The sequence below is a fragment of the Dyella sp. AtDHG13 genome (assembly GCF_003201105.1).
GTDB classification, from domain to species: domain Bacteria; phylum Pseudomonadota; class Gammaproteobacteria; order Xanthomonadales; family Rhodanobacteraceae; genus Dyella; species Dyella jiangningensis_B.
Genome location: NZ_QICJ01000005.1, coordinates 203,547 through 230,027 on the forward strand (window position 1 = coordinate 203,547; position 26,481 = coordinate 230,027).

At 65.7% G+C, this 26,481-nt stretch carries 32 protein-coding genes and 1 pseudogene; 2 read left to right on the forward strand and 31 right to left on the reverse strand.

The genetic code is table 11. From position 1 onward, the window contains the following. Positions 1 to 39: 39 nt before the first annotated feature. The gene (locus tag BDW41_RS10805) at positions 40 to 3,948 is read right to left on the reverse strand and encodes a YhdP family protein (protein ID WP_074547447.1); all 3,909 of its coding nucleotides are present in this window, start codon (positions 3,946 to 3,948) and stop codon (positions 40 to 42) included. Between the two features lie 38 nt (positions 3,949 to 3,986). Then, the gene (rng, locus tag BDW41_RS10810) at positions 3,987 to 5,471 is read right to left on the reverse strand and encodes a ribonuclease G (RefSeq protein ID WP_074547446.1); all 1,485 of its coding nucleotides are present in this window, start codon (positions 5,469 to 5,471) and stop codon (positions 3,987 to 3,989) included. Between the two features lie 181 nt (positions 5,472 to 5,652). On the opposite strand from rng, the gene BDW41_RS10815 reads away from it, so the two are divergent. Next, positions 5,653 to 6,165, forward strand: a complete 513-nt coding sequence (locus BDW41_RS10815) for a mismatch-specific DNA-glycosylase (RefSeq protein WP_074547445.1) — start codon at positions 5,653 to 5,655, stop codon at positions 6,163 to 6,165. Here the strand turns inward: BDW41_RS10815 and BDW41_RS10820 are convergent. Beyond that, positions 6,150 to 7,042 (reverse strand): annotated as a pseudogene (locus BDW41_RS10820) (LysR family transcriptional regulator). The gene BDW41_RS10815 and the pseudogene BDW41_RS10820 overlap by 16 nt on opposite strands. A 92-nt stretch (positions 7,043 to 7,134) precedes the next feature. On the opposite strand from BDW41_RS10820, the gene BDW41_RS10825 reads away from it, so the two are divergent. Next, positions 7,135 to 8,112 (forward strand): NAD-dependent epimerase/dehydratase family protein, encoded by a 978-nt coding sequence (locus BDW41_RS10825; protein WP_074547664.1) that lies wholly within the window; start codon positions 7,135 to 7,137, stop codon positions 8,110 to 8,112. A gap of 2 nt (positions 8,113 to 8,114) precedes the next feature. On the opposite strand, the gene BDW41_RS10830 is transcribed toward BDW41_RS10825, so the two are convergent. From BDW41_RS10830 to rplB, 28 genes are all read right to left on the reverse strand, one after another. Beyond that, positions 8,115 to 9,398, reverse strand: coding sequence for a cytochrome c (locus tag BDW41_RS10830; protein ID WP_074547444.1), 1,284 nt, complete (start codon positions 9,396 to 9,398; stop codon positions 8,115 to 8,117). Further along, the gene (locus BDW41_RS10835; protein ID WP_233496844.1) at positions 9,395 to 10,084 is read right to left on the reverse strand and encodes a c-type cytochrome; all 690 of its coding nucleotides are present in this window, start codon (positions 10,082 to 10,084) and stop codon (positions 9,395 to 9,397) included. The genes BDW41_RS10830 and BDW41_RS10835 overlap by 4 nt, the downstream gene beginning before the upstream one ends. 209 nt (positions 10,085 to 10,293) lie before the next feature. Further along, the gene (locus BDW41_RS10840; RefSeq protein WP_074547442.1) at positions 10,294 to 11,916 is read right to left on the reverse strand and encodes an MASE1 domain-containing protein; all 1,623 of its coding nucleotides are present in this window, start codon (positions 11,914 to 11,916) and stop codon (positions 10,294 to 10,296) included. Positions 11,917 to 12,167: 251 nt separating this feature from the next. Continuing rightward, complete coding sequence (locus BDW41_RS10845) at positions 12,168 to 13,553, reverse strand: 3-deoxy-7-phosphoheptulonate synthase class II (RefSeq protein WP_233496837.1); 1,386 nt, start codon at positions 13,551 to 13,553, stop codon at positions 12,168 to 12,170. 13 nt (positions 13,554 to 13,566) lie between these two features. Beyond that, the gene (locus BDW41_RS10850) at positions 13,567 to 14,064 is read right to left on the reverse strand and encodes a disulfide bond formation protein B (protein ID WP_074547441.1); all 498 of its coding nucleotides are present in this window, start codon (positions 14,062 to 14,064) and stop codon (positions 13,567 to 13,569) included. 257 nt (positions 14,065 to 14,321) lie between these two features. Beyond that, the gene (gene rplQ / locus BDW41_RS10855; RefSeq protein ID WP_019464876.1) at positions 14,322 to 14,702 is read right to left on the reverse strand and encodes a 50S ribosomal protein L17; all 381 of its coding nucleotides are present in this window, start codon (positions 14,700 to 14,702) and stop codon (positions 14,322 to 14,324) included. Between the two features lie 301 nt (positions 14,703 to 15,003). Then, entirely contained in the window at positions 15,004 to 16,002 is a 999-nt protein-coding gene (gene rpoA / locus BDW41_RS10860) for a DNA-directed RNA polymerase subunit alpha (RefSeq protein ID WP_026033857.1), read from the reverse strand. 16 nt (positions 16,003 to 16,018) lie between these two features. Further along, entirely contained in the window at positions 16,019 to 16,645 is a 627-nt protein-coding gene (gene rpsD / locus BDW41_RS10865) for a 30S ribosomal protein S4 (protein ID WP_074547440.1), read from the reverse strand. Positions 16,646 to 16,658: 13 nt separating this feature from the next. Continuing rightward, positions 16,659 to 17,045: a 30S ribosomal protein S11 gene (gene rpsK / locus BDW41_RS10870; protein ID WP_007513384.1), complete on the reverse strand. Its 387-nt coding sequence runs from the start codon at positions 17,043 to 17,045 to the stop codon at positions 16,659 to 16,661. 12 nt (positions 17,046 to 17,057) lie between these two features. Continuing rightward, a complete protein-coding gene (gene rpsM, locus BDW41_RS10875) occupies positions 17,058 to 17,414 on the reverse strand; it encodes a 30S ribosomal protein S13 (RefSeq protein WP_019464879.1) in 357 nt (118 codons plus the stop codon). A 137-nt stretch (positions 17,415 to 17,551) separates the two neighbouring features. After that, positions 17,552 to 18,877, reverse strand: a complete 1,326-nt coding sequence (gene secY, locus BDW41_RS10880) for a preprotein translocase subunit SecY (protein WP_074547439.1) — start codon at positions 18,875 to 18,877, stop codon at positions 17,552 to 17,554. Between the two features lie 4 nt (positions 18,878 to 18,881). After that, positions 18,882 to 19,319: a 50S ribosomal protein L15 gene (gene rplO, locus BDW41_RS10885; protein ID WP_199535325.1), complete on the reverse strand. Its 438-nt coding sequence runs from the start codon at positions 19,317 to 19,319 to the stop codon at positions 18,882 to 18,884. Continuing rightward, positions 19,319 to 19,513, reverse strand: coding sequence for a 50S ribosomal protein L30 (gene rpmD / locus BDW41_RS10890; protein WP_019464882.1), 195 nt, complete (start codon positions 19,511 to 19,513; stop codon positions 19,319 to 19,321). Before rpmD ends, rplO begins: the two co-directional genes overlap by 1 nt. Next, entirely contained in the window at positions 19,506 to 20,015 is a 510-nt protein-coding gene (gene rpsE / locus BDW41_RS10895) for a 30S ribosomal protein S5 (protein WP_019464883.1), read from the reverse strand. The genes rpmD and rpsE overlap by 8 nt, the downstream gene beginning before the upstream one ends. 170 nt (positions 20,016 to 20,185) lie before the next feature. Then, positions 20,186 to 20,545, reverse strand: a complete 360-nt coding sequence (gene rplR / locus BDW41_RS10900) for a 50S ribosomal protein L18 (protein ID WP_074547437.1) — start codon at positions 20,543 to 20,545, stop codon at positions 20,186 to 20,188. A gap of 84 nt (positions 20,546 to 20,629) precedes the next feature. Beyond that, on the reverse strand, positions 20,630 to 21,157 hold the full coding sequence (gene rplF, locus BDW41_RS10905; RefSeq protein ID WP_074547436.1) for a 50S ribosomal protein L6: 528 nt from the start codon (positions 21,155 to 21,157) through the stop codon (positions 20,630 to 20,632). A 10-nt stretch (positions 21,158 to 21,167) separates the two neighbouring features. Continuing rightward, entirely contained in the window at positions 21,168 to 21,563 is a 396-nt protein-coding gene (rpsH, locus tag BDW41_RS10910; protein ID WP_074547435.1) for a 30S ribosomal protein S8, read from the reverse strand. 225 nt (positions 21,564 to 21,788) lie between these two features. Then, a complete protein-coding gene (rpsN, locus tag BDW41_RS10915) occupies positions 21,789 to 22,094 on the reverse strand; it encodes a 30S ribosomal protein S14 (RefSeq protein ID WP_026033858.1) in 306 nt (101 codons plus the stop codon). Between the two features lie 19 nt (positions 22,095 to 22,113). After that, complete coding sequence (rplE, locus tag BDW41_RS10920; protein WP_038620419.1) at positions 22,114 to 22,656, reverse strand: 50S ribosomal protein L5; 543 nt, start codon at positions 22,654 to 22,656, stop codon at positions 22,114 to 22,116. A 12-nt stretch (positions 22,657 to 22,668) separates the two neighbouring features. Continuing rightward, the gene (gene rplX, locus BDW41_RS10925) at positions 22,669 to 22,983 is read right to left on the reverse strand and encodes a 50S ribosomal protein L24 (RefSeq protein WP_019464889.1); all 315 of its coding nucleotides are present in this window, start codon (positions 22,981 to 22,983) and stop codon (positions 22,669 to 22,671) included. A gap of 14 nt (positions 22,984 to 22,997) precedes the next feature. Further along, the gene (gene rplN, locus BDW41_RS10930; protein ID WP_038620422.1) at positions 22,998 to 23,366 is read right to left on the reverse strand and encodes a 50S ribosomal protein L14; all 369 of its coding nucleotides are present in this window, start codon (positions 23,364 to 23,366) and stop codon (positions 22,998 to 23,000) included. A 14-nt stretch (positions 23,367 to 23,380) separates the two neighbouring features. Further along, positions 23,381 to 23,641 carry a 30S ribosomal protein S17 gene (gene rpsQ / locus BDW41_RS10935; protein ID WP_074547434.1) on the reverse strand — a complete coding sequence of 87 codons (261 nt, stop codon included), beginning with the start codon at positions 23,639 to 23,641 and terminating at the stop codon, positions 23,381 to 23,383. A 12-nt stretch (positions 23,642 to 23,653) separates the two neighbouring features. Next, on the reverse strand, positions 23,654 to 23,839 hold the full coding sequence (gene rpmC / locus BDW41_RS10940; RefSeq protein WP_019464891.1) for a 50S ribosomal protein L29: 186 nt from the start codon (positions 23,837 to 23,839) through the stop codon (positions 23,654 to 23,656). Position 23,840: 1 nt separating this feature from the next. Further along, a complete protein-coding gene (gene rplP, locus BDW41_RS10945) occupies positions 23,841 to 24,254 on the reverse strand; it encodes a 50S ribosomal protein L16 (protein WP_019464892.1) in 414 nt (137 codons plus the stop codon). 11 nt (positions 24,255 to 24,265) lie between these two features. After that, positions 24,266 to 25,015: a 30S ribosomal protein S3 gene (gene rpsC / locus BDW41_RS10950; protein WP_074547433.1), complete on the reverse strand. Its 750-nt coding sequence runs from the start codon at positions 25,013 to 25,015 to the stop codon at positions 24,266 to 24,268. A gap of 13 nt (positions 25,016 to 25,028) precedes the next feature. Beyond that, complete coding sequence (rplV, locus tag BDW41_RS10955; RefSeq protein WP_074547432.1) at positions 25,029 to 25,364, reverse strand: 50S ribosomal protein L22; 336 nt, start codon at positions 25,362 to 25,364, stop codon at positions 25,029 to 25,031. Further along, entirely contained in the window at positions 25,364 to 25,636 is a 273-nt protein-coding gene (gene rpsS, locus BDW41_RS10960; protein WP_074547431.1) for a 30S ribosomal protein S19, read from the reverse strand. The genes rplV and rpsS overlap by 1 nt, the downstream gene beginning before the upstream one ends. Before the next feature lie 12 nt (positions 25,637 to 25,648). Beyond that, positions 25,649 to 26,470 carry a 50S ribosomal protein L2 gene (gene rplB, locus BDW41_RS10965; RefSeq protein ID WP_074547430.1) on the reverse strand — a complete coding sequence of 274 codons (822 nt, stop codon included), beginning with the start codon at positions 26,468 to 26,470 and terminating at the stop codon, positions 25,649 to 25,651. Positions 26,471 to 26,481 lie beyond the last annotated feature (11 nt).

Consider the following 26,481-nt stretch of genomic DNA (forward strand, 5'->3'; position numbering starts at 1 on the left):
CCGTCGCGCTGGCGCGACGGTGCATTCATCGGAACAGGTTCAGTACGCCGAGCTGCTCGCCGGCGCGGGTGACGCACCGGTGTCCGGAGCCGCCGCGGGCGGCACGGGCACATCCTTCTTTTCCACCAGCGTGATCGCCGGCTTGTCCCAGCTGCCGGTGATCTTGTAGCGCGCGCTGGCCGCGCGGTTGATGCCGTGGCCCAACAGGCCCTGCGCCACGAAGCCGGCAGCGATGCCGATGGGCCCGCCCACCACTGCGCCCACCACCGGCAGGCTGTTGCCCGCGTGCGGAATGGCCAGCACCTGCAGGTCGTAATCCTTCGCGCGCACGCCGGTGCGTCCCTTGATGGAGATCTCCGCCGCCGGGCTGCGGATCTGCAGGTTGTCGGTGGTGGCGTTGCCGTCGCCTAGCCTGAAATCGCCCGCGATGGCGTCGAATGCCAGCCCCTTGCCGAACACGTCGCCGAAGTCGAACGACAGGCGACGCGGCAACTCCAGCACGGACACGAGGCCAAACAGGCGCGCGACGCCCGGCCCCACTTCCGGCATGCGGCCATCGGTGATGTCGATGCTCAGCTTGCCGTCCATGTTGCCGAGCTCCATGGCGGACGGCGCGCCCGGCCAGGTCGCGTCGAGCTGCGCGCGCACCTTGCCGCCCGCCAGCAGGCCGTCGTAACCGAAGGCGCCCAGCATGTCGCCCATGTTGTCGGCGGCGAAATCGATGCGCATGTGCGAATGGCTGTCGCCCGCCGTGCCATTCCAATCGCCGACGCCATTGATCTGCACGCCGCGCGACAAGGTGCGCAGCTGATCGATATGCATGCCGCGATCGGTCGGCCAGGTTTCCAGCCGCGCATCGCCCAGCTTGGAATCGCCGAAACGCAGATCGCTGACCCACAGGTGGAAGGGCGGCAGCGCGGATGGCGTGATGCCGGTAGCGGCGGGATTGGGCACCGGTGTCGCCGCGTTCGCCGGCGATGGCGCGGCGGCGCCTTGCGCGGTCGCGGCTTCGGCCGTGCCCGTGCCGCCCTTCTTGGGCGGCGTGGTGTCCTTGGGCCAATACAGGCGCTGCAGGCGCGCCGTGACGCCGCGCCTGCCCAGGTCGGCCAGCGGCACGTTGAACCGCCCGGCGAGCGCCGCGCTGTCGACATCCACCACCAGCCCGTCGGCTTGCGAGCTGGCGAGCAGATGCATGTCGGCAAATGGATGGCCAAACACCAGCGCCTGCTCGGCGTTCACGTCGATGCTTTCCAGGCCCGGCCCGTTGCCACTACTTCCCGATGCGGCGTACTGGGTCCAGCCAGTCACGTCGAGCCTGGCCGGCCGGCCGCGGATGCGGATGCCCTTCTCCGGCACGGCGTCCGGCGCCCGGGTGCCGAAGGCGAACGTCGCGGCGAGCGACTGGCTGTCGTTCTGCGGCAGGCGCATGCGTGCGCGCACCACCTGCCCCACGCTCAGCCGCACGTCGCTGCCCTGCATGGGCAGGTTCATGTCCAGGTGCAGCGGCAAGGTTTCGTCCGCGGATTTTTTCAGCGGCACGGGGAAATCCAGCGCCATGCCGCCCAGCACGGAATCCACGCTCAGCTGCTGGGTGACGGCCGCCGAACCCGATGTCGATGCGTTGACGATGTTGAAGCCGACGGTGAAATCGCTGCGGCCCGTCGCCACCTGGTTGAGCCAGTCGAGCTGTTTGTAGCCCTGCGTCAGCTCGGCCATGCTGAAACGGCCGGCCAGCTTGGCCGACAGCACGGTATCGGGCTGGCCGGTGGCGCCGGCAATCGCGAGATCGAGTTTGGCGGGTTGTCCGCGAAAGCTGGTATCGAGCGGACCGGCGTGAAAGCCCGCCTTGTCGAACGTCGCCGGGCCGGTCAGCTTGTCCAGGCTGAGGTTCCATTCCGGCGCGTTGAAGTCCACGCCCTTCAACTGCGCGCGGCCATCGAGGATGAAGTTGCTCGAGTCCGCCACCGGCAGTGACAGGTGGAAGTCGAACGCGCCGCTGCCGCCCAGTTTCAGCTTGGACAGCACGTCCGCATGGCGCATGCCGATGGGGCTGTGCTGTACGAAATCCAGCATGCTCGCGCCGCTGCCGCTGCCGCTGACATTGAGGTCGAGCACCGTGTGGCCCAACTCCGGAATGAGCGCCACCGCGCGGTCCACCTTGTTGCCCAGCGACTCGCCCTGGCTCGCTTCGACGAACATGCCGCCGTTGATGAAGTTGGCGACCGCGCTGACGTTCTGCGCATGCGGCCAATCCCTGCCATAGGCCAGCTCCAGCCCGCTGATTTCCGCGCGCGCCTCGAAGCGCCCTTCGTTGTAGTGGAACGGCCAGTCCTTCAGGTCGCCGCGCACCAGCACGTCGCCGTGATCCACGTTGCCGGCCACCAGGGCCTGGTCCAGCCACTGCACGGCGGCGGGCGACATCGAGTCGATCGGCCAGAACAGCTTGGCGGCATCCACGTCGGCATGATCGAGCGTGGCGTACAGATCCAGGAAGGGACGCCCGCCGGCCGCCGGCAATGCCACCTCGCCGCGCGCTTCGCCGCCAAAACCGGCGCCTTCGAAATCGAATGCCTCGGTGCCGATGTGCAGCGCGTCCTCGTCCTGCCAGAAGGCCACGTCGCCGCTGAGCTTCGACATGACGAAGGGCTGGCGGAACGTGTGCGGAAAGCGCAGCACCGTCGCCTGCGCGGGTAGCGAGACCACTGTCGCCTGCGCATCGCCACGCAGCTCGCCGTGGATTCCGTCGATGCCCGGCAACTTGCCCACCGGGTTGATCGCCACGCCGTCGAAGGCGGCATACAGCGAGCGCAGCCCCTCGGCGCGGCTCCACGCCAGTTGCGCCTGCGCGAGCTGGCCACGCGGCTTGCCGCCGCCTACCCACTGCGCTAAACCGGTCGACAGCTGCGGCTTCAGCGCCAGCCACGGCACCAGCGGCGCCAGTTGCAGCTGGCGCGCGGCCACGTTGACGCTGGCCTGATCGGTGCCCATGGCGTTGAGCGCAATCACCGCCGCGCCGCCGTCGTCCGCCGCCCAGCGCACGGTGTAGCTGTCCTTGCCGATCGCCACTTCGGCCAGGCCATCCAGTGCATCCGCGCTGGCGCTGGCGCCATCGGGATTGCTGAGCTTCACGTCGCGCAGATGGAAACGAGTGAGGCTGCGCACCACGCGGGCGTCGCGCCAGTCCAGCCAGCTTTCGATGGAACCATTGCCGCTGTCGGCCGTATAGCCGGCCATATCGATTTCGGTCGACAGCGCATGCAGATCCAGGTTGCTGCCGCTGATCCACAGTTTGCCGTCGGCACCGTCGTCGCTGAAGTTGCCGGCGCCGCGCAGCTGCCCGGGCGCATTCTCGCGCCGCAGCAAGGCGCCCACGCGAATGCGGCTCCCTTGCCGGCTCACGCGCAACTGGTCCGCCAGCAGGGTGAAATGCCGATGGATGCGGTTGTCCGTGATGTCCAGGCGCGTATCGCTCAGGGACAGGCCCACGGACAACTGGCTGAAGCCAGGCTTCTGCCGCTCCGCGCCGCCGGCCAGTCCTACGCCGTTGATATGCCACGTACCGTCCGCGTCGCGGCTGATGTCGAACTGCAGGCCACGCGCATGCAGGTTCACCACGTGCCGGGAAGGCAGTAGCCAGCCGCCGGGATCGAACTTGAGTTCGGCTTCGGGAATCTGGATCGAGGCGCCGTCGCCGTTCGACCCGATGGTCACGCCGCGCATCAGGAACAGCGGACCGGAAGGCTGCCAGCGCCCTTCCATCGACTGGAACGTCACCGGGCGGTGCAGCCTCGCGGAAAGCTGCGCCTGCACCCATTCCGGATGGCGCGCCAACAGCGGCAGCAACACCTGGGCCAGCCCCATCAGCACGGCCAGCGAGATCACGGCCACGCCGCCGACCCAGGCCAGGGCTCGGGCGCAGAAATGGGTGCGTTTCAACCAGAGGGTCACGGCGGACTCACGGCGCGCAGTACGGCATGGACCGCGCCTTACAACAGAACCACATCGAACTGTTCCTGCGAATAATGCTCCTCAGCCTGAAAGCGTATGCTTTTGGAGATGAACTCTTCCAACTCGGCCACCGCAGCGGACTCTTCCTCCAGGATGCGGCCGACCACTTTCGGGCTGGCCATGACCAGCAGTTTCTCGGTGTTGAACTGGCGCACGGCGCGGGTGATTTCGCGAAAGATCTCGTAGGTCACCGTTTCCGCGGTCTTGAGCGTGCCCCGCCCGCTGCAGGCCGGGCACGGTTCGCACAGCTGGCGTTCCAGGCTTTCGGTGGTGCGCTTGCGCGTCATCTCCACCAGCCCCAGCGCGGACATCGGGTAGACGGTGGTCTTGGCGTGGTCGCGCAGCAGGCCCTTTTCGAGCATGCGCAGCACCTGGCGCCGGTGTTCCTCGTCCGTCATGTCGATGAAGTCGATGATGATGATGCCGCCCAGGTTGCGTAGCCGCAGCTGGCGGGCCGCCGCCTGCGCGGCCTCCAGGTTGGTCCGGTAAACGGTTTCCTCGAGATTTCGCGTACCGACGTAGCCGCCGGTGTTCACGTCGATGGTGGTCATCGCCTCGGTCTGGTCGACGATGAGGTAGCCGCCGGACTTGAGCGGCACTTCCTTCTTCAAGGCCCGCTGGATTTCGTCCTCCACCCCGTACAGGTCGAAGATCGGCCGCTCGCCGGAATAATGTTCGACGCGGTCGTCCAGCTGCGGCATGAACTTGTGCACGAACTTGACCACCTTCTCGAAGGTCTCGCGCGAATCCACGCGCACCTTCTCGATGTCCTCGTTGAGCATGTCGCGCAGGCTGCGCAGCGGCAGCGAGAGCTCCTCGTAGACGCGCTCGCCGACCTTGGCCTTGGCGATGTTCTCCTGCACGACGCGCCACACCTTGCCGAGGTAGGTGACGTCGAAGGCCAGCGATTCGGCGGTCTGCCCTTCCGCATTGGTGCGCACGATGTAGCCCAGCGGGTTCTCGCCGATCAGCGAGGTGAGCACCTCCTTCAGGCGCTGGCGCTCGGCTTCTTCCTCGATGCGCGCTGAGATGCCCAGCGTGCGCGCATGCGGCAGCAGCACCAGGTAGCGCGACGGGATGGACAGGTGGGTGGAAAGCCGCGCGCCCTTGGTGCCGATGGGGTCCTTCACCACCTGCACCACGATCTCCTGGCCCTCGTGCACCAGTTCGCTGATGGAGGGCGTGTGTCCATTGCCGCCGCCCGTCTCGGCACCCTCGCCGGCGGCCGGCTGCGGCGGGCGCACGATGTCCGAGGCGTGCAGGAAGGCCGCGCGCTCCAGCCCGATGTCCACGAACACCGCCTGCATGCCCGGCATCACCCGCTGCACGCGCCCCTTGTAGACATTGCCCACATAACCGCGCTTGGAGGCCCGCTCGACGTGCACCTCCTGCAACATGCCGTTCTCGACCACGCCGACGCGTGTCTCGCGTGGGGTCACGTTGATCAGGATTTCTTCGCTCACCAGGTGCTCCCGTGCGTGGGCGATCTTTATAGCGGCAGGACGCGCACACTGTCGATGCGCTTGCGTATCCGTCGTGCGCAAGATCGATGACGACGCCAACTGCCCCGCAAATCAGGGGATTTCGTGTACCGGCGAGTGTTTGATTGGGCCGGCCGGACGGCGCCCGGTATGCTGCGCGTCGATGCCAGCCACGATACTTCCCGACCTGCTCCAGCCCGGCCTGGCCCTGGTGTTCTGCGGCACTGCCGCCGGCCGCCGTTCCGCCGCGGAAGGGGCTTATTACGCCCATCCGGGCAACCTGTTCTGGCGGGCGCTGCACGCGGTGGAACTCACGCCCCGGCTGTTCGCGCCGGCCGAGTTTCCCCTGCTGCCGGCGCTGGGCATCGGGCTGACCGATCTGGCCAAGCATCACGCGGGCAACGATGACGAGCTTCCCCGCGACGCCTTCGACGTCGCGGCGCTGCGCCGGCGCATCGAACGCCATGCGCCAGGCGTGCTGGCATTCACCAGCAAGGCCGCCGCACGCGCCGCGCTGGGGCGCCCGGCGGGCTATGGGCTGCAGGCGGAGCGTTTCGGGGCTACCCGGCTGTTCGTGTTGCCCTCACCCTCCGGCCAGGCGCGCGGGCACTGGGATCTCGCGCCGTGGCAGGCACTGGCCGCCCTGGTGCGCTTGCCGGCTCAGGAGCGCGCGTAGGCCTCCAGCGCGGTGGCCAGGTGCTCGAACAGCCGGCGCACGCGCAGGCTGGCGCGTAGGTCCTCGTGCAGACCACCCAGGTCTCCAGCGGCAGCGACAGCTCGGCCGGGAACAGGCGCACCAGCAGCGGGTCGCGGCGAGCCAGCTGCACCTGCGTCATGCCGATGCCGAAACCCGCGCGAATGGCCGCCAGCGCCGCCAGGTCGCTGTCCGTGCGCAACGCGAAGCGCTCGCGGGCATAAGCCAGGCCCGCGGGGCGCAGGCGGCGGATATACGGCGCTTCCGTATCGAAACCGATCAGTGCATGACCGGCCAGCGCGTCGAGCGCAGGCGGGTAGCCGTGCGCATCCAAGTAGCGGCGATGGGCGAACATGCCTATCTCCACCCGGCCCACATGACGGGCCACCAGCGCCTCCTGGGTGGGCTGGATCATGCGGATGGCGATGTCGGCGTCGCGCCGCAACAGGTCGGCCGCCTGATTGGACAGCACCAGTTCGATCACGATGCCCGGATGGCGTTCGCGAAACTCGGCCAGGATCGGCGGCAGCACCTCGGCGCCCACCACCTCGCTGGCGGTCAACCGCACGGTGCCGCTGACCTCGGCCCGCCCCGCCGAGGCGGTACGGCGCAGTGCGGCGGAGGCCGAGGCCATCGCCTGCGCATGTGGTTCCAGCTCGCGGGCCAGCTCGGTAGGCACCAGGCCTTGCGGCGTGCGCGTGAAAAGCGGTGCGCCCAGCGTGGATTCCAGCTCGCGCATGTGCCGTCCCAGGCTGGGCTGGGTCATGGCCAGCGCGCGGGCGGCGCCAGACAGGCTGCCCTCGCGCATGACCGCGAGAAACGAACGGTAAAGCTCCCAGCCGGGTTCGATGTCAGCCATGCATATTTGTATAGCAGATCTTCGTTATTGGGCAATTTTCTTTGATCGCCACCCGCACCAAGCTGGCGGCACTCCCCAACGAGGATCTGAGCATGCAAACGCAACGTACGGTTCTGGTGATCGGCGCCAACGGCGGTATCGGCCAGGAAGCCTGCCTCGCCCTGCTGCGGCACGGCTGGCGGGTGCGCGCCCTGGTGCGCAAGGCGCCGGCGGCAGCGCAAAACATCGACTGGCGCATCGGCGACGCCATGCGCCGCGTCGATGTGATCGAGGCCGCGAGCGGCGTGGACGTGATCGTCCATGCGGTGAACCCGCCGGGCTATCGCGGCTGGGAGCAGCGGGTGCTGCCCATGCTGGACAACACCATCGCGGCGGCCGAGGCCAGCGGCGCGCGCATCGTACTGCCCGGTACGGTCTACAACTACGGCCCGGACGCCTTCCCGCTGTTGGGCGAAGACGCGCCGCAGCATCCGCTCACCCGCAAGGGCGAGATCCGCGCGGAGATGGAGCGCCGCCTGGAAGCCGCCGCCCACGCGGGCGGCCGGGTGCTGGTCCTGCGCTGCGGCGACTTCTTCGGGCCGCGCGCCGGCAACAACTGGTTTGCGCAGGGGTTGGTGCAGGCGGGCAAGCCGGTCACGCGCGTGGCCTACCCCGGCGACTACGCCATCGGCCACTGCTGGGCCTATCTGCCCGACGTCGCCGAAACGCTGGCGCGCCTGCTGGATCGCGAGAACGAACTCGCGCGCTTCGAACGCTTCCACTTCGGCGGCTACTGGCTCGACGGACACGCCATGCTTGCCGCCATCTGCCGCGCCACGCATAACGATGCCATCAAGGCCGGCCGCTTTCCGTGGTGGCTGGCGCGGCTCGCCTCACCGTTCAACGAAACGCTGCGCGAGCTCTGCAAGATGCGTTACCTGTGGCAAGCGTCGGTGCAGCTGGATGACCGCAAGCTCAAGGCCTTCCTCGGCGCGGACCTGTACACGCCGATCGATCAGGCCGTAGCCGCCGCGCTGACCGGCGCCGGCTGCATGCCCACCTCAGCTCACCATGCAGCCGCGCACGCATGACGTCAGTCGATTGGAGTGTGGCGATACTTGACCACGTCGCGCTCCATCACGATCGACGCCTTGTTCGACCACGACTGGCGGATGTAGGTGACCACGGCGGCCACGTCGGCATCGCTCAACTGTTGCGCGAAGGGCGGCATGGAGTAAGGGCGGGCGTTGCCCTGGGTCACCGGCGGAAAGCCGCCCAGCAGCACCACGCGCGTGGCGTTTATGCCGGTGGGTTCGTTGACCGAGGAATTGCCGTCCAGCGGCGGATAGATGCCCGCCACGCCCTTGCCGTCCTTGCCATGGCAATCCGCGCAGCGTTCCGCATAGACCTTGCCGCCCTGCGCCAGGATCGCGCGAGTATCCAGCGCAGCGGTCGGCGCCACCACGGCCGGGCGCGGCGGCAGCGATTGCAGGTAGGTGGCCATGGCGTGCAGGTCGTCGTCGTGCATGTGCTGCGTGCTGCGCGCCACCACTTCGGCCATCGGGCCAAAGGCGGTGCCACGCGCGGACTGGCCGGTCTTGAGCAGGTCGACGATGTCCTGCTCGCTCCATCCGGCAAGGCCGCCGTTGGCCTGCGTACTCAGGTCCGGCGCGTACCAGTTCTGCACGGGAATCTGGCCACCCGCCAGCGACGTGTTGCCCTGCTGGCCGCCCAGCGAGTCACGCGGCGCGTGGCATTCGTTGCAATGGCCCAGGCCCTGTACGAGATAGGCGCCACGGTTCCACGCATCGGACTTCGCCGCGTCGCGCTGGAACTCGCCCTCCTGGAAATACAGCGCGCGCCACGCCTTCAAGCTGCTGCGCACGCTGTAGGGAAACTCTAGCGACGGCGCCTGCGCGGGTGCGTGCACGGGCGCCAGCGATTGCAGGTAAGCGAAGATCGCCAAGGCATCGTCGCGCGAGACCTTGGTGAAGGAGGTATACGAGAACACCGGATAGAGAAATTCCCCATGACGGCCCTTGCCGCTGTGCAAGGCCTGCCAGAAGTCCTCGAAACTCCACTCGCCCAGCCCCGTCGCGCCATCGGGCGTGATGTTGGGCGACGGGATGTTGCCGAACGGCGTGGGCAACACGCGCCCGCCCGCGTAGCGCTCGCCGCCCTGCGCGGTATGGCACGAGGCACAGTCGCCGACGACGGCGAGGTACTCGCCCTTGGCGATCAGCGAGGGATCCTTGAGCGTCGCCGCGTTCACCGCACTGGCGGACGGCGGCACCGGTTGCCGCGTTTCGCCACGGAACCACCACCAGCCGCCGGCGATGAGCAGCAAGGCCACGATGAAGATGACGACACGCTTCATGCACCATCTCCCTTGTCGCCCAGAACGCCGCAATGCAGCGGCGGCGTCACCGTGCCTGCCGGCTGCGCATGCATGTCAGCCGGCAGTTCGCGCGTGGCAAGCCACGCCGACACGGCGGTGATATCGGAATCGCTCAGGCGGTTGGCGATCTCCGACATGCAATCGGGCGCCACGGTCGCGCGCGTCTTGGTGCGCCACGAACCGAGCTGCGAGCTGATGTAGTCATAGGGCAAGCCGACCAGGCCCGGAATATCCGGCTGCACGCCGGTGAGCTGGCTGCCATGGCAAGCCTGGCAGGGAGGAATCCGCCGCGCCGGATCGCCCTGCGTCACCAGCGTTTCCCCGCGCTGGCGCAGTTGTGCCGACACGCTCGGCGCCGGCGAGCGCGCATAGGGCACCTCCTGCGCCGCGAAGTATTCGGCGATCTCGCGCATATAGGCCGGGCTGAGTTGTTTCACGGTGTATTCCATCGGCCCGTATTTGCGCAGGCCGTCCTGGAAATCCTTCAGTTGACGCGCGAGGTAGCCGGCCGGCTTGCCGGCAAGGCGCGGAAAGAAACCGCTTTCGGGCGTGCCTTCGCCATGCACGCCGTGACAGGCGGTGCACGCGGCGATGCGCTGCTGCAGGGTGTCGGGGATAGCCGGATGCGTCGCGTCCTGTGCATGCGCATCGACCGCATGCGCCATGACGGCGCACAGCGCCCATGCCCCTATCGCACGCCCGGCCCGCGACCACTTCGCTGAGAGGCTTTTCATGGTTCCCCTATCTACGCGTGAGGGCGCACGAGGCGCGCCGGAACGATGCACGATTATAGGCGGGCACATCCCGCCCACAGCGTCAAACGAGGAGCGCAGGACGCGGCGGCATCTTGTCGCACGACGCGCGAACGCCGCGATCAGGCCGATACGGGACGTGCGGAATCGACCGGCACCACCGATGGCGCATCGACCCGCAAGGCGTCGTGCAGCAGCAGGGTCACGCCCAGATGCTGCTCGCTTTCCCGCTCGTGCACCTGCCCGCCGTAGATGAGCGCGCGCTCGCGCACCGTCGCCATGCCCTGCCCGTTGGTGCCCAGCAGGGAAACCAGCTGGCGCCATTCGGGCACGGGTTTGCCACGCATCGCGGCCGACGCGCGCACGCCGGTCATGCGCATGACCACCCAGCGCCGGCCATGCGTGCAGCCACCACGGATGTGCACGCGAACGCACTTCACGGGCTCGCGCGCCAGCATGTAGACCAGCACTTCGCAGGCCTGGCGATAAAGCATCATGTGGACATCGGGCGCGAGCTGGTTGAGCCCATCGCCCGTCAGGGTGCATTGATAGCCCGCACCGACCAGCGACGCGGCGCGCAGCAGCGGGCCGTTGCGGAACGTGGCGGCCAGGCCGTGCTCGCGCCAGGCGCGCGGATGCAGTGTGTCGGCCAGGCGCTGCATTTCCAGCTGGGTCAGGTCGATGTGCCGCGCATAGTTCTGCTCCATGTTCGCCGGCAGCACGGGGCGAAGGCGGTCCATCATCCGGCGCTGGCCTTCACGCATGGACTGGCCGAGCCGATCCAGCGATTCGGCCACGTGGCGCAACCGCAGTTCTTCCTGGTAAAGCCCTTGCTGCGCCAGCAGGAGGCCGCGCTGTTCGTCCTCGCGGGTATCGGGCGACGCCGCCATTTCGGACCTGGGCGCCAGCCGCGCGCCGAGCATGACCAGGCTGGACACCGCGAACGCGATGAGCGCCTGCGCCTGGATGACGGCCGGATCGCGCACCACGGTCATGGTCAGCTCGATCGCCACGCTCGCCAGCAATCCACCCACGGCGGCACCCTGCCAGCCATGCCGCAGGGTGATCCACGCGACCGGCAGAAACATCGCCATGCGCGAGACTTCGATGACTTCATCGCCATGCGACGGCGATCCCAGCCATACCAGCAGCGCCAGCGGCGGCACCACGCCCATGAGGCAATCGACGGCGACGCGCTTCACGGTCCCCAGGAAATTCCCCGCCGAGCGCTGGCCAAACCAGCTCAATAGCGCGAACACCGGCGGCACCAGGGTCAACCCGCCAAGGTAACTGCCGAGGAAATACTCGAGCACGATATGGGCATTGATCACCGGCAGCGGTTCGCCCGAGGGCATCGTCATCGCGGCGAGCGTGCCGGTGTTGACCAGGGCGCTGACGATGCCGCCGGTCATGATGCTGCCCATCAGCGTGGTGACGTTGACGGCGCCATGGCGCAGCACCGGCGCGCGCTGGCGAAACCAGGCCAGCACCGGCGCGCTCAGCAGCAGCGGGGGCACGGTGACCATTTCTGCCCAAAGCGTGCCGAAACGGTCATGACTGGACCAACCGATCCAGGCCAGCGGAAGGGTTTCCCCCAGCGCCATGGCGAACCAGTAGCGGTACGGCACCAGCAGCAGGCACAGCACGCGCAAGCCGGCCACCAGGTTCCAGTGCGAGACGGAAACCTCGCGCAGCAGCGTATAACCCGCCGCGTAAGCGAGTACGACACCCAGCTGTCGAAGCACCGCAGGAACCCTCTCCAGTTTCCGTGCGATGCGGCTCCCTCTCGTTGCTGTGCCCATCAAGTAACGCCAAGCCCCTGTCTGAAAACGCCCTGTATCGGGCCGGCCCGCAGGCCGTGGCTCCGATGATTGTCGCAGGAAATTACCTAAGCAACGCGCTGCGCTGCGTCACCGGCTTCCCTCCCCGCAAGTCCATGCAAAAAGAAGGCCCGGCGAGTGCCGGGCCTTCGTCGACAGAACAGCGGGGTCGAATCTCAGCGATCGCGCTGGCCGGCGGACTTGCGCACGATCAGCATGGCCAGCTCCAGCGACTGCTCGTAATTGAGGCGGGGATCCACCATCGACTTGTAGGCGCGATCCAGGTCGGCCTCGTTGAGATCACGGGCGCCGCCCATGCACTCGGTGACGTCTTCGCCGGTCAGCTCCAGGTGCACGCCGCCCAGGCGCGTGCCGGACGCCGCATGGATGTCGAAGGCCTGGTCCAGCTCGCCACGGATGTTGTCGAAACGACGCGTCTTGTAACCGTTGGAGGTCGTTTCGGTGTTGCCGTGCATGGGATCGGCCACCCACAGCACGCGGCGCCCTTCCCGCTTCACGGCGTCGAGCAGCGGCGGCAGCGCGCGGCCGATGGAGGCGTTGCCCATGCGATGGATCAAGGTCAGGCGGCCCGGCTCTTCTTCCGGATTCAGCGCATCGATCAGCGGCAGCAGCTGATCCGCCGTCACCGACGGTCCCACTTTCACCGCGACGGGGTTGCGGATGCCGCGGAAGTATTCGACGTGGGCGCCGTCCAGCGCCGCCGTACGCATGCCGATCCACGGGAAATGCGTGGACAGGTTGAACCAGCCTTGATGGCGTGGCACCTGGCGGGTCAGCGCCTGCTCGTAGTGCAGCAGCAGGGCCTCGTGGGAGGTGAAGAAATCGACTCGCGAGAAGCCGGCGATGGGGCCGGCCAGGGTTTCCATGAAACGCAGCGAGTCGCCGATGGCCGTGACCATGCGGCGATACTCCGCCGCCAGCGGCGAGTGCTCGACCCAGGCGAGATCCCAGTATTCCGGGTGATGCAGATCGGCAAACCCGCCATCGATCAGCGCTCGCACGAAATTCATGGTGAGCGCGGAATGCGCGTGCGCCTGGATCAGCCGCTGCGGATCCGCGCGGCGCGCTTCCGGCGTGAACTCGGGGCTGTTGACCAGATCCCCGCGGAAACTCGGCAGGGTCAGCCCGTCCCGCGTCTCGGTATCGGTCGAGCGCGGCTTGGCGTACTGCCCCGCGAAACGGCCCACGCGCAGCACCGGCTTCTTGAGCCCGTGCACCAGCACCAGGCTCATCTGCAGCAACACCTTGAGGCGGTTGGAGATGATCGGGCTGGTACAGTCGGCGAAGCTCTCGGCGCAATCGCCGCCCTGCAGCAGAAAGCGCTTGCCTTCCTGTGCCTCGGCCAGCGCCTGCTTCAGCGCCAGCACCTCCCAGGAGGTCACCAGCGGCGGCAGCGTGGCGAGCTGGCCGGTGGCACGGGCCAGCTCGGCGGCGTCCTCGTACAGAGGCTGCTGCAGCGCCTGACGCGCCTGCCAGCTGCTCGGCGACCAGTCATCGGCGCCCTGCGAGCGGGATGGCGTCATGGTGATGGCATGTGACATGGGAAAGTCTCGCTCAGACGCGCTTGCGCTTGGCGGCGTAGACCGCGAAGACGACCAGCAGCAGATACCAAAGCAGCGTCCACGCCGGCATCGGCAAGCCGAACACCGGCTCGACCTTGGCGCATTCGCCCGAGCCGGTGAACACCATCTTTAGCACCTTGGCGAAGGGAAACGTATCCATCATGTAGCCAAGGTTGGGGCCGCAGGCGGGAATCTGGTCCGCCGGCAAGGTCTGCAGCCACAGATGCCGCGCGGCCGTGGCGATGCCGCCCAGCGCGCCGAGCAGCACGCCACCGGTGTACACCCAGCGGGCACCGCCCCGCGGCGCATGCAGGCCGCCGATCAGGAAGAACACGCCCATCACCATGAACGCGATGCGCTGAAAAATGCAGAGCGGGCACGGGATCATGTTGAGCACGTGCTCGGCATACAGCGCGTAGCCCAGCAGCGCCACGCAGATGACGAAACCGGCGAGATACGTTGCGCGATACGACCAGCGGAAAGGATTCATGTCGGGGCTTTGTTGCGTTGCGAAAGCGGGACATTACCCGCTTGCCCAGCCCCTGTCAGCCCTGACCTCTGGCGGGCGCGACCAAGCCCTACACCGTCGCCGAAGGGCAATCAGCCGGTGGCGCATGGGCGACCGGCCACCCATGCCCGCCGCATGACCTGTTCCCAGGGCGCGGCTGCGGATTCCAGGGCGTCGAACAAACAAAAACCCCGGCAAGTCGCCTTGCCGGGGTTCTGCTTGACGCGTGTCGCTACCGATTACTCGGCGGCGGCGTCGGTCTTCGGGCGATCGACCAGCTCGACGTAGGCCATCGGGGCGTTGTCGCCCGGGCGGAAGCCGGCCTTCAGGATGCGCAGGTAACCGCCGGGACGCTCGCGGTAACGGGGACCCAGTTCGATGAACAGCTTGCCGACGGCTTCCTTGTCGCGCAGGCGAGCGAAGGCGAGACGACGGTTGGCGACGCCATCGGTCTTGGCGAGCGTGATGAGCGGCTCGGCGACGCGACGGAGTTCCTTCGCCTTGGGAAGGGTGGTGCGGATCAGCTCGTGCTTGAACAGCGACGACGCCATGTTCTTGAACATGGCTTCGCGGTGGCTGCTCGTGCGGTTGAGCTTGCGACCGGATTTCTGGTGGCGCATGGCTAGTACTCTCTATGTCTGTTGTTATGAAAAGCCGGCGGTTATGTCCGACTTCCCGCGGTTACCCGCTGATGAAGCCCTTCGTGGTACGGGCTCTTATTGAGCAAAACGGCCAAACCGGCCGTTGAAGGCGTCTGCAAAATCCGAGGGATCAACACTCGTCAGACGACCAAGACCAAGCGACCAAGGCGGTCACCCGAAACATCATGCGGCCCGAAGGCCGCTTTGATCGTTGGCGGGCATGCCGAAGCACACCCGCCAACGTCTTTACTGCGGGCGACCGCGAACGGTCGCCGGAACATCAGCCCAGCTGCATGCCGTGCGACAGGCCCGGCGGCGGCCAGTTCTCCAGCTTCATGCCCAGGGCCAGACCGCGGCCACCCAGCACGTCCTTGATTTCGGTCAGGGACTTCTTGCCGAGGTTCGGGGTCTTGAGCAGTTCCACTTCGGTCTTCTGAACCAGATCGCCGATGTAGTAGATGCTCTCGGCCTTGAGGCAGTTCGCCGAGCGAACCGTCAGCTCCAGGTCGTCGATCGGACGGAGCAGCAGCGGGTCGAAACCGCCCTTCTCCGCCTTGTCCGTCGCGCTCTCGCGACGCGAGAAGTCACCGAACACCGACAGCTGGTCGTTGAGGATCTCGGCGGCCTTGCGAACCGCGTCTTCCGCACCGATGGTGCCGTTGGTTTCGATGTCCAGCACGAGCTTGTCGAGGTTGGTGCGCTGTTCCACACGGGCAGCGTCCACTTCGTAAGCCACGCGCAGCACCGGCGCGAACGAGGCATCGAGCTGCAGGCGACCGATCGGACGCGCTTCGTCGTCCGGATGCTGGCGCGCGCTGGCCGGCTGGTAGCCGACGCCGCGACGCACCTTCAGGCGCATGTTGAGCGCGATGTCCTTGGTCAGGTGGCAGATCACATGCTCGGGGTTGATGATTTCCACCGAGTGGTCGACGGCGATGTCGCCGGCGGTGACCACGCCCTTGCCCTTCTTGGACAGGGTCAGGGTGACTTCGTCACCCGAGTGCTGGCGAATGGCCACGTCCTTGAGGTTCAGCAGGACTTCGATCACGTCCTCCTGCAAACCTTCCAGCGTGGTGTATTCGTGCAGCACGCCATCAATTTCCACCTCGACGATGGCAGAGCCAGGGATCGAGGAAAGCAGCACGCGGCGCAGCGCGTTGCCCAGGGTGTGGCCGAAACCACGCTCGAGCGGCTCCACCACCACCTTGGCGCGGTTGGCTCCGAGCTGCTCGACGCTGAGGCCGCGAGGCCGCAGCACGCTAGTTGACGAAACTGCCATGCAGGGCTCCGGTTGATTACTTCGAGTAGAGCTCGACGATCAGGCTCTCATTGATGTCGGACGGCAGATCACCACGATCCGGCATCGACTTGAACGTGCCTTCGAACTTCTTGCTGTCCACTTCGACCCACTGCGGACGCAGGTCCATGGTGTCGAACACGGTCGCCGCTTCCTGCACGCGCAGCTGGTTGCGGGCGCGCTCAGTCAGGGCAACGACGTCGCCCGAACGGACCTGGTACGACGGGATGTTCACCTTCTTGCCGTTGACCAGCACAGCCTTGTGGCTGACCAGCTGACGGGCCTGGGCGCGGGTGACCGCGAAACCCATGCGGTAAACGACGTTGTCCAGACGGCTTTCGAGCAGGCGCAGCAGGTTCTCGCCGGTGTTGCCCTTGAGGGTCGACGCCTTGGAGTAGTAGTTGCTGAACTGGCGCTCGAGCACACCGTAGATGCGCTTGACCTTCTGCTTTTCACGCAGCTGCAGCGCATAGTCGGACATGCGCATGCGCTTGTTGGCGCCATGCTGGCCGGGCTTGTTTTCCAGCTTGCACTTCGAATCGATAGCGCGAGCGGGGCTCTTCAAACTGAGGTCTGCACCCTCGCGGCGAGCGAGCTTGCAGGTAGCTCCACGATAACGTGCCATGGGTATGCTCCTTTTAGACTCGACGCTTCTTGGGGGGACGGCAGCCGTTGTGCGGAATCGGCGTGACGTCGATGATGTTGAGCACCTTGTAGCCCAGCGCGTTCAGCGAACGCACGGCGGACTCACGACCCGGACCCGGGCCCTTGATGCGCACTTCCACGGTCTTCACGCCGTAGTCGCCCGCAGCGCGGCCAGCCTTTTCGGCGGCAACCTGGGCTGCGAACGGGGTGGACTTGCGCGAACCGCGGAAACCCGCGCCGCCGGCAGTCGCCCACGACAGGGCGTTGCCCTGGCGGTCGGTGATCGTGACGATGGTGTTGTTGAAGGAGGCTTGCACGTGGGCCACGGCATCCGTGACAACGCGCTTGATCTTCTTCTTGGTCTTGACAGGCTTAGCCATGTTCGGAATCCGTTACTTCTTGATGGCGCGACGCGGGCCCTTGCGGGTGCGCGCATTGGTACGCGTGCGCTGGCCGCGCACCGGCAGACCACGGCGGTGACGCAGACCGCGGTAGCAACCCAGATCCATCAGACGCTTGATGGCGATACCCACCTCGCGACGCAGATCGCCTTCGACGACGTACTTACCGATTTCGTGACGAAGCTTTTCCACTTCGCCTTCACTCAGGGACTTGATCTGCGTGGTGGGAACCACGCCTGCGTCCGCGCAGACCTTCTTGGCCCGGCTGCGGCCGATCCCGTAAATGCTCTGCAGGCCAACCCAGACATGCTTCTGGACCGGCAAATTGACACCCGCGATGCGCGCCATGATGTACTTTCTCCGATGCGTTTCGTGCGCGGTAAACGCGCAATTCTAACCGTAAACAACCCAACAGGAAAGCCCTGCGGCACCAGGGGTGCCGCCGCCCTCCAATCCAGACCAACTTCCCACCACCCCAGCAGCCATCAGTTGCGGCGGAGGTTGGCCTTCTTGAGCAGGCTTTCGTACTGGTGACTGACCAAGTGCGCCTGCACCTGGGCAGTGAAATCCATCACCACGACCACCACGATCAGCAGAGAGGTGCCGCCGAAGTAGAAGGGGACGTGCCACGCCTTTTGCATAAACGAGGGAACCAGACAGACCAGCACCAGGTAGAGGGCGCCGACACCGGTCAGACGGGTCATCACGTTATCGATGTAATCGGCCGTGGAACGGCCGGGGCGGATACCCGGGATCAGGGCGCCGGAGCGCTTCAGGTTGTCCGCTGTCTCCTGGGAGTTGAACACGATCGCCGTATAGAAGAAGGCGAAGGTGATCACCAGCACCGCGAAGACGATATCGTACAGCGGCTCACCGGGGGTGAGCGCCTGGGTCAGCTCGGTCAGCCAGCGGGACTGGTGTCCCTGGCCGAACCAGGTAGCGGCCGTTGCCGGGAACATCAGCAGGCTGGACGCGAAGATCGGCGGGATCACGCCCGACATGTTGATCTTCAGCGGCAGGTGCGACGTCTGGTTCATGTAGGCACGCTGGCCACCCGAGCGACGCGCGTAGTTCACGGTGATGCGCCGCTGGGCGCGTTCCATAAACACCACGAACGCCGTCACCAGGAGGATCAGCGCCACGACCATGAGCATCTTGATGACCGAGAGCTCGCCGTTGCTGGCCATGGTCAGGGTGTGCGCCACCGCACCCGGCAGGCCGGCCACGATACCGGCGAAGATCAGCAGCGAGATGCCGTTGCCGATACCGCGCTCGGTGATCTGCTCACCCAGCCACATCAGGAACATCGTGCCGGCGGTGAGGCCGACGATCGAGGCCAGGATGAAGCCCATGCCCGGCGTGTACACCACCGGCGCGCCACCGGATGCCACCTGCTTCTGCAGGGCCACCGCGATGCCGAACGCCTGGAATGCCGCCAGGCCAACCGTGCCGAAGCGGGTGTAGGTGGTCATCTTGCGACGACCAGCCTCACCTTCCTTGCGCAGGGCCTGCAGGCTCGGGATCACCGCACCCATCATCTGCACCACGATGGATGCCGAGATGTAGGGCACGACGCCCAACGCGAACACCGAGAAGCGTGCCAGCGAGCCGCCCGAGAACATGTTGAACATGTTCATCAGGCCGCCGCCCTGCTCGATCAGGTTCGTCATGGCTTCGGGGTTGACGCCCGGAACCGGGATGAAGGAACCGAGACGGTAGACGATCAGCGCACCAATCACGAAGAAGATGCGCTGACGCAGTTCCGTCAGCTTGCCGAGCGATCCGAGCGATGTGCCCTGGGCTGCCGCCACGTGATTACTCCACGCTGCCGCCGGCAGCTTCGATCGCTGCCTTGGCGCCGGCCGTGGCCAGCACGCCCGACAGCTTCACCGCACGGCCGATCTCGCCCTTGGCGACGACCTTGACCTTCTTGGCGCGGCTGTCGATCAGACCGGCCTGGTGCAGGACGATCGGGTCGATCACGTCGGCCTTGAGGGTGGCCAGCTGGTACAGGAACACTTCCTGGCTCTCCGCCTTCTTCAGCGAGCGGAAGCCCACCTTCGGCAGGCGGCGCTGCAGCGGCATCTGACCGCCTTCGAAGCCGTACTTGTGGGTGCCGCCCGCGCGAGCGTGCTGACCCTTGTGACCGCGGCCAGCGGTCTTGCCCAGGCCCGAACCGATACCGCGGCCCACGCGAAGGCGGGTCTTGCGGGCACCGGCAGCCGGCTTGATGTCGTTAAGACGCATGGTGATTACTCCTCAACCCGCACGAGGTAATAGACCGTGTTGATCAGGCCACGCACCTGCGGGCTGTCCTTCAGTTCACGGACGTCGTTGAGCTTGTTCAGGCCGAGCGCCTTCACGCTCAGGCGATGACGGCTCTGCACACCGCGCAGACCCTTGACCAGGCGCACGCGCACGGTGGCGGCGGTTTCGTTCTTAGCCATTGCCCAGCACCTCTTCAATGGTCTTGCCGCGCTTGGCAGCGATCTGCTTCGGCGAGGCCACGGCCTGCAGGCCCTTGATGGTCGCGCGGACCAGGTTGATCGGGTTGCGCGAACCGACGGCCTTGGCCAGCACGTTCTTCACGCCCACCACTTCCAGCACGGCGCGCATGGCACCGCCGGCGATGACGCCGGTACCTTCGGAAGCCGGCTGCATGAACACGCGGGCTGCGCCGTGGTTGGCCTTGATGGCGTACCACAGGGTGCCGTTGTTCAGGTCGATGCTCACCATGTTGCGGCGGGCGCGGTCCATGGCCTTGGAGATGGCGACCGGCACTTCACGCGCCTTGCCATAGCCGAAGCCCACGCGACCTTCGCCGTCGCCGACCACGGTCAGCGCGGTGAAGCTCATCTGGCGGCCACCCTTGACGGTCTTGGCCACGCGGTTGACGGCAATCAGCTTCTCGAGCAGGCCGTCCGAATTTTCGCGATCGGTAGAAGACATGTTCTTTTTCCGTATGCCTGGCGAACCAGGACTTTTGCTTGCGGCTAAGCCGCTTGGAGTTGTATTGCCCTTCGGGCGGGGAATGGAGAATGGTGAACAGGGAATAGCGGCCAGCTACGAGATTCGACGCCTTTGCTATTCCCTACTCCCTATTCTCTATTCCCGATCAATTAAAACTTCAGGCCGGCTTCGCGAGCCGCATCGGCCAGGGCCTTGATGCGACCGTGGTAGCGGAAGCCCGAGCGATCGAACGCCACGGATTCGATACCGGCGGCCAGCGCACGCTCAGCCACGGCCTTACCGACAGCGGCGGCAGCGGTCAGGTTCTTGGTGCCCTTCAGGCCCTCGGCAACCGACTTCTGCACGGTCGAAGCAGCAGCGACCACGCTCTGGCCATCGGCGGCGAACACCTGAGCGTACAGGTGCTGACCGGTGCGATGCACCGACAGGCGAGCCACGGCGAGCTTGCGGATGTGGGCGCGGGTGGCCTTGGCGCGACGCAGGCGGGATTCGTTCTTGTTCATCGTCATAGTTCCTGGAAACGGATCGGCAAACAGCTTTGGCTCTTGTTGAAGAGTGCAGCCACGGGTGGCTGCTTCTTCGCGAGGGACCGCTTATGCCTTCTTGGCTTCCTTCAGGGTGATCTTCTCGCCGGAGTAGCGCACGCCCTTGCCCTTGTAGGGTTCCGGCGGACGGAAGCCGCGAATCTTGGCAGCCACTTCGCCCACGCGCTGCTTGTCCGAACCCTTGATGAGGATCTCGGTCTGCGACGGGGTTTCGATGGTGATGCCTTCCGGAGCGTCAAACACGACCGGGTGCGAGAAGCCCAGGGCGATGTTCAGCGACTTGCCGGCCATCGAGGCACGGTAGCCCACGCCGACCAGCTCGAGCTTGCGCTCGTAACCGTCGGAAACGCCCTTGACCATGTTGGCCAGCAGCGCGCGCAGGGTGCCACCGAACTTGTCGTCTGCACCTTCGGCCACGGCGATGTTCGCCACGCCGTTCTCGATGGAGACGGAAGCGCCCGGCAGGGCGTGGGTCGCCAGGGTGCCCTTCGGGCCCTTGACGGTGATGCCTTCGGCGGTCGAGGTGATCTCAACGCCCTTGGGCAGGGTAATCGGCTTTTTGGCAACGCGGGACATCGTCGGCTCCTTATGCGACCTGGCCGATGACTTCGCCGCCCAGACCCTTGGCACGGGCCTGCGCGTCGGTCAGCAGACCGGCGGAAGTCGAGATGATCGAGATACCCAGGCCACCAAGGACCTTCGGCAGCTCGTCCTTGCCGCGGTAAACGCGGAGGCCCGAACGGCTGACACGGGTGATGGATTCGATAGCCGGACGGCCTTCGAAATACTTGAGCTTGATCTCGAGCACCGGCTTGCCTTCCACGGTGGAGGCCTTGGCGTCGAGGATGTAGCCCTCGTTCTTAAGAAGGTTGGCGATGGCCACCTTCAGCTTCGACGACGGCATGTTTACGGTCTGCTTGCCCGTGAGCTGGGCATTGCGGATGCGCGTAAACAGATCGGCGATGGGATCAGTCATGCTCATGAAAACATCCTTCAGAGTGCACCGATATCCGAAAAACCGGAAATCTGTTTTGAGTTGTATGCCGGCACGGGGCCAGCCTGCAGGTACGCAGACCGACGACTATAGCAGCATTTTTCCGACTTTGCGAATAACGACGCGTAATCGCGCCAACGGCGGCAGGCCGGGGGCCTGCCGCCGCATCGGAACGGGATAGGGCTTGCGCCCTGCCCCGCCCAGTTTGGGGTCTTACCAGCTGGCCTTGCGCAGGCCGGGGACGTCGCCACGCATGGTGGCTTCGCGCAGCTTGTTACGGCCGAGGCCGAACTTCTGGTACACGGCGCGCGGACGACCGGTCAGCGCGCAGCGGGTACGCTGGCGGGCCGGGCTGGCGTCACGCGGCTGCTTCTGCAGCTTGGCCTGGGCTTCCATCTTCTCCTCGTAGGAGGCGGTGGGGCTCAGCACGATCGCCTTCAGTTCGGCGCGCTTGGCGGCGTACTTCTTGGCGAGCTTGGTCCGCTTGAGATCGCGGTTGATCATCGAGGTCTTGGCCATGATTTCTCTCGCGGCTCTCTTAGTTGCGGAACGGGAAGCTGAAGGCTTCCAGCAGCGCCTTGGCTTCTTCGTCGGTCTTGGCGGTGGTGGTGATGGAGATGTCCATACCACGCATCGCGTCGACGGCGTCGAAGTCGATTTCCGGGAAGATGATCTGTTCCTTGATGCCGAAGTTGTAGTTACCACGGCCATCGAAGGCACGACCCGACACACCACGGAAGTCGCGCGTACGCGGCAGCGAGATGTTGATCAGGCGATCGAGGAATTCCCACATCTGGGCACGGCGCAGGGTGACCTTGCAGCCGATCGGCCAGCCGTCGCGGATCTTGAACGAGGCGACCGACACGCGGGCCTTGGTCTGGATCGGCTTCTGGCCGGAGATCTTGGCCATGTCGGCCACGGCGTTTTCGAGCACCTTCTTGTTGCCCGCCGCTTCGCCCACGCCCATGTTCAGCGTGATCTTGGTGATGCGCGGAACCTGCATCACGTTCTGGTAACCAAAACGCTCGGTGAGCTTCTTGATGACCTGGTCTTTGTAAAACGTTTCGAGACGCGTCGTCATAACGTAGATTCCTTACGCGTCCACAACTTCGCCGTTGGACTTGAACACGCGCACCTTACGCCCGTCGGAGAGCGTCTTGGCGCCAACGCGTTCACCCTTGCCCGTGGCGGAGTTGAACAGCTGGACGTTGGAGATATGGATCGAAGCTTCACGCTCGACGATGCCACCGGCCTGGTTGGCCTGGGGGTTCGGCTTGGTGTGACGCTTGACCAGGTTCACGTTGGAGACGAACACGCGGTCGCCATCAACGCGCAGCACGTCGCCGCGCTGACCCTTGTTCTTGCCGGTGATCACGAGGACCTGATCACCCTTGCGGATACGGTTCATGGTCTAGTCTCCGCTCAGAGCACTTCGGGCGCGAGCGAGACGATCTTCATGAACTTCTCGCTGCGCAGCTCGCGAGTGACCGGCCCGAAGATACGGGTGCCGATCGGCTCGAGCTTGTTGTTGAGGAGGACCGCTGCGTTGCCGTCGAAACGGATCAGCGAGCCATCGGGACGGCGCACACCCTTGGCGGTACGAACCACCACGGCGTTGTACACCTCGCCCTTCTTCACCTTGCCGCGGGGGATGGCATCCTTCACGGTGACCTTGATCACGTCACCGATCGCGGCGTAACGGCGCTTGGAGCCGCCGAGCACCTTGATGCACATCAGTTCACGGGCACCGCTGTTGTCGGCCGCGGAAAGCGTGCTTTGCATCTGGATCATGTCTGCACCCTCCCTTAGACGTTAGCGCGCGTGACGATTTCGACCACGCGGTGATGCTTGGTCTTGGACAGAGGACGGCACTCCGCGATGCGGACCACGTCACCCTCGTTCGCGCCCAGGTCGTCCTGCGCGTGAAGCTTGGTGGAGCGGCGGATGATCTTGCCGATCAGCGGATGCTGTTCCTGGCGTTCGATCAGGACCGTCACGGTCTTGTCCATCTTGTTGCTGATGACGCGGCCCTCGAGGGTGCGCGTCTGCTTCTTGTTGTCGCTCATATCGGCCGTCCCTTACTTCTTGCCGCCGAGCACGAACTTCGTGCGGGCGATGTCGCGCCGAACGCGGCGCAGCTGGTGCGGCTGGTTGAGCTGGCCGGTGCCCTTCTGCATGCGCAGGTTGAACTGCTCCTTGCGCAGGTCCAGCAGGTGCTTATTCAGCTCTTCGGCCGTCTTGTTGGTCAGATCTTTGATGGCCATATCACATCACCGCCCGGGTCACGAATTGGGTCTGGACCGAGAGCTTGGCGGCGGCCAGGCGGAACGCCTCGCGTGCCGTGGCCTCGTCGATACCCTCGATTTCATAGAGCATGCGGCCCGGCTGGATCGGGGCGACCCAGTATTCGACGCCACCCTTACCGGCACCCATTCGGACTTCGATGGGCTTCTTGGTGATGGGCTTGTCCGGGTACACGCGGATCCACAGCTTGCCGCCGCGCTTGACGAAGCGGGTGATGCAGCGACGACCGGCCTCGATCTGGCGCGCGGTCAGCGCGCCGAACGTGGTGGCCTTCAGGCCGAACTCGCCAAAGCTGACGAGGTTCGAGGAGAAGGCCAGACCGTCGTTGCGGCCCTTGAACTGCTTACGGTATTTGGTTCGCTTGGGTTGCAGCATGGCAACTCTCCTTACTTCGCCGTCCGCTCGCGGCGGCCTTCACCGCCCTCGCGACGCGATTCACGACGCCCCTCGCCACCTTCACGGCGCGGCTGGGACTGCTCTTCCTTCGACTCCTGGTTGACCTGGGACAGATCGAAGATCTCGCCCTTGTAGATCCACACCTTGATGCCGATGACGCCGTAGGTCGTATGGGCCTCGGCGGTGCCGTAGTCGATGTCGGCGCGCAGCGTATGCAGCGGCACGCGACCTTCGCGGCTCCATTCGGAACGAGCAATCTCAGCGCCGTTCAGACGGCCAGAGACATTGATCTTGATGCCCAGGGCGCCCAGACGCATCGCGTTGCCGACCGCACGCTTCATGGCGCGGCGGAACATGATGCGACGCTCCAGCTGCTGCGCGATGGACTCGGCCACCAGCTGTGCATCGATCTCGGGCTTGCGCACTTCGCTGACGTTGATGTGCGCCGGAACGCCCATCAGGTCGCTGACTTCCTTGCGCAGCTTCTCGATGTCCTCGCCCTTCTTGCCGATCACCACGCCCGGACGGGCGGTGTGGATCGTCACGCGTGCGGTCTTGGCCGGACGCTCGATGAGGATCTTGGAGATGCCGGCCTGGGCCAGCTTCTTGCGCAGCATCTCGCGGACCTTCAGGTCGGCCGCGAGGTACTGGGCGTATTCGCCCTTGTTGGCGTACCACTTCGAGTTCCAGTCCTTGGCAATGCCGAGGCGGATACCGGTGGGATGAACTTTATGACCCATCGTCGATGTCCTCTTAGTTGCCAACGACCACAGTGATGTGGCTCGTGCGCTTCAGGATGCGGGAACCGCGACCCTTGGCGCGGGCATACATGCGCTTCATCGCCGGACCTTCGTCGACGAAGATGCGCGAGACCTTCAGCTCGTCGACGTCAGCGCCAAGGTTGTTCTCGGCGTTGGCGACGGCCGACAGCAGCACCTTGCGAACAATGTGCGCGGCCTTCTTGTTGGTGAACTGGAGCACGTCGCTGGCACGGCCCACGGGCATACCGCGGACCAGGTCAGCTACCAGGCGTGCCTTCTGCGCCGAAATGCGGGCGCTGCGCAGGATCGCTTTGGCTTCAGTGCTCATCACTTGCCCTTCTTGTCGCCGCCATGGCCCTTGAAGGTGCGGGTCGTCGCGAACTCGCCGAGCTTGTGCCCGACCATGTTCTCGTTGACCAGCACGGGGACATGCTGACGGCCGTTGTGAATGGCGATGGTCAGGCCAACCATCTCCGGGAGGATCATCGAGCGGCGCGACCAGGTCTTGATCGGACGCTTGTTGTTGGCGGAAACGGCGGCTTCCACCTTCTTGATAAGGTGCAGGTCAACGAACGGACCTTTCTTTAGAGAGCGCGGCATAGACGTTTCCTATTACTTGCGGCGACGCACGATGAACTGCTGCGTGCGCTTGTTGTTGCGGGTCTTGTAACCCTTGGTCGGCGTGCCCCACGGGCTGACCGGATGACGGCCACCGGAGGTACGGCCTTCACCACCACCGTGCGGGTGGTCGACCGGGTTCATCACAACGCCGCGGACGGTCGGACGGATACCGAGCCAACGCTTCGCGCCGGCCTTGCCGAGCTTCTTCAGGCTGTGTTCGCTGTTGCCCACTTCACCGATGGTGGCGCGGCAGTCGACCGGCACGCGGCGCATTTCGCCGGAGCGAAGACGCAGCGTGGCGTAGCCGGACTCGCGGGCCACCAGCTGGACCGAGGCGCCGGCGGAGCGAGCGATCTGCGCGCCCTTGCCCGGCTTCATCTCGATGCAGTGGATGGTCGAACCCACCGGGATCGCGCGCAGCGGCAGGCTGTTGCCAGCCTTGATCGGCGCGTCGCTGCCCGACACCAGACGGTCACCCACCTGCACGCCCTTGGGCGCGATGATGTAGCGGCGCTCGCCATCGGCGTAGCACAGCAGCGCAATGTGCGCGGTGCGGTTGGGATCGTACTCGATGCGCTCGACGCGGGCGGCGATGCCTTCCTTGTCGCGCTTGAAGTCGATGATGCGGTAACGCTGCTTGTGACCGCCGCCCTGGTGACGAACGGTGATGCGACCGTAGTGGTTGCGACCGCCGTTCTTGTTCTTGGCTTCGGTCAGGGCTGCGTACGGCGCGCCCTTGTGCAGACCTTCGGTGCGGACGCTGACTGCGTCGCGGCGTCCGGGGGAGGTCGGCTTATGAGTGATCAGTGCCATCTCAATTCAAC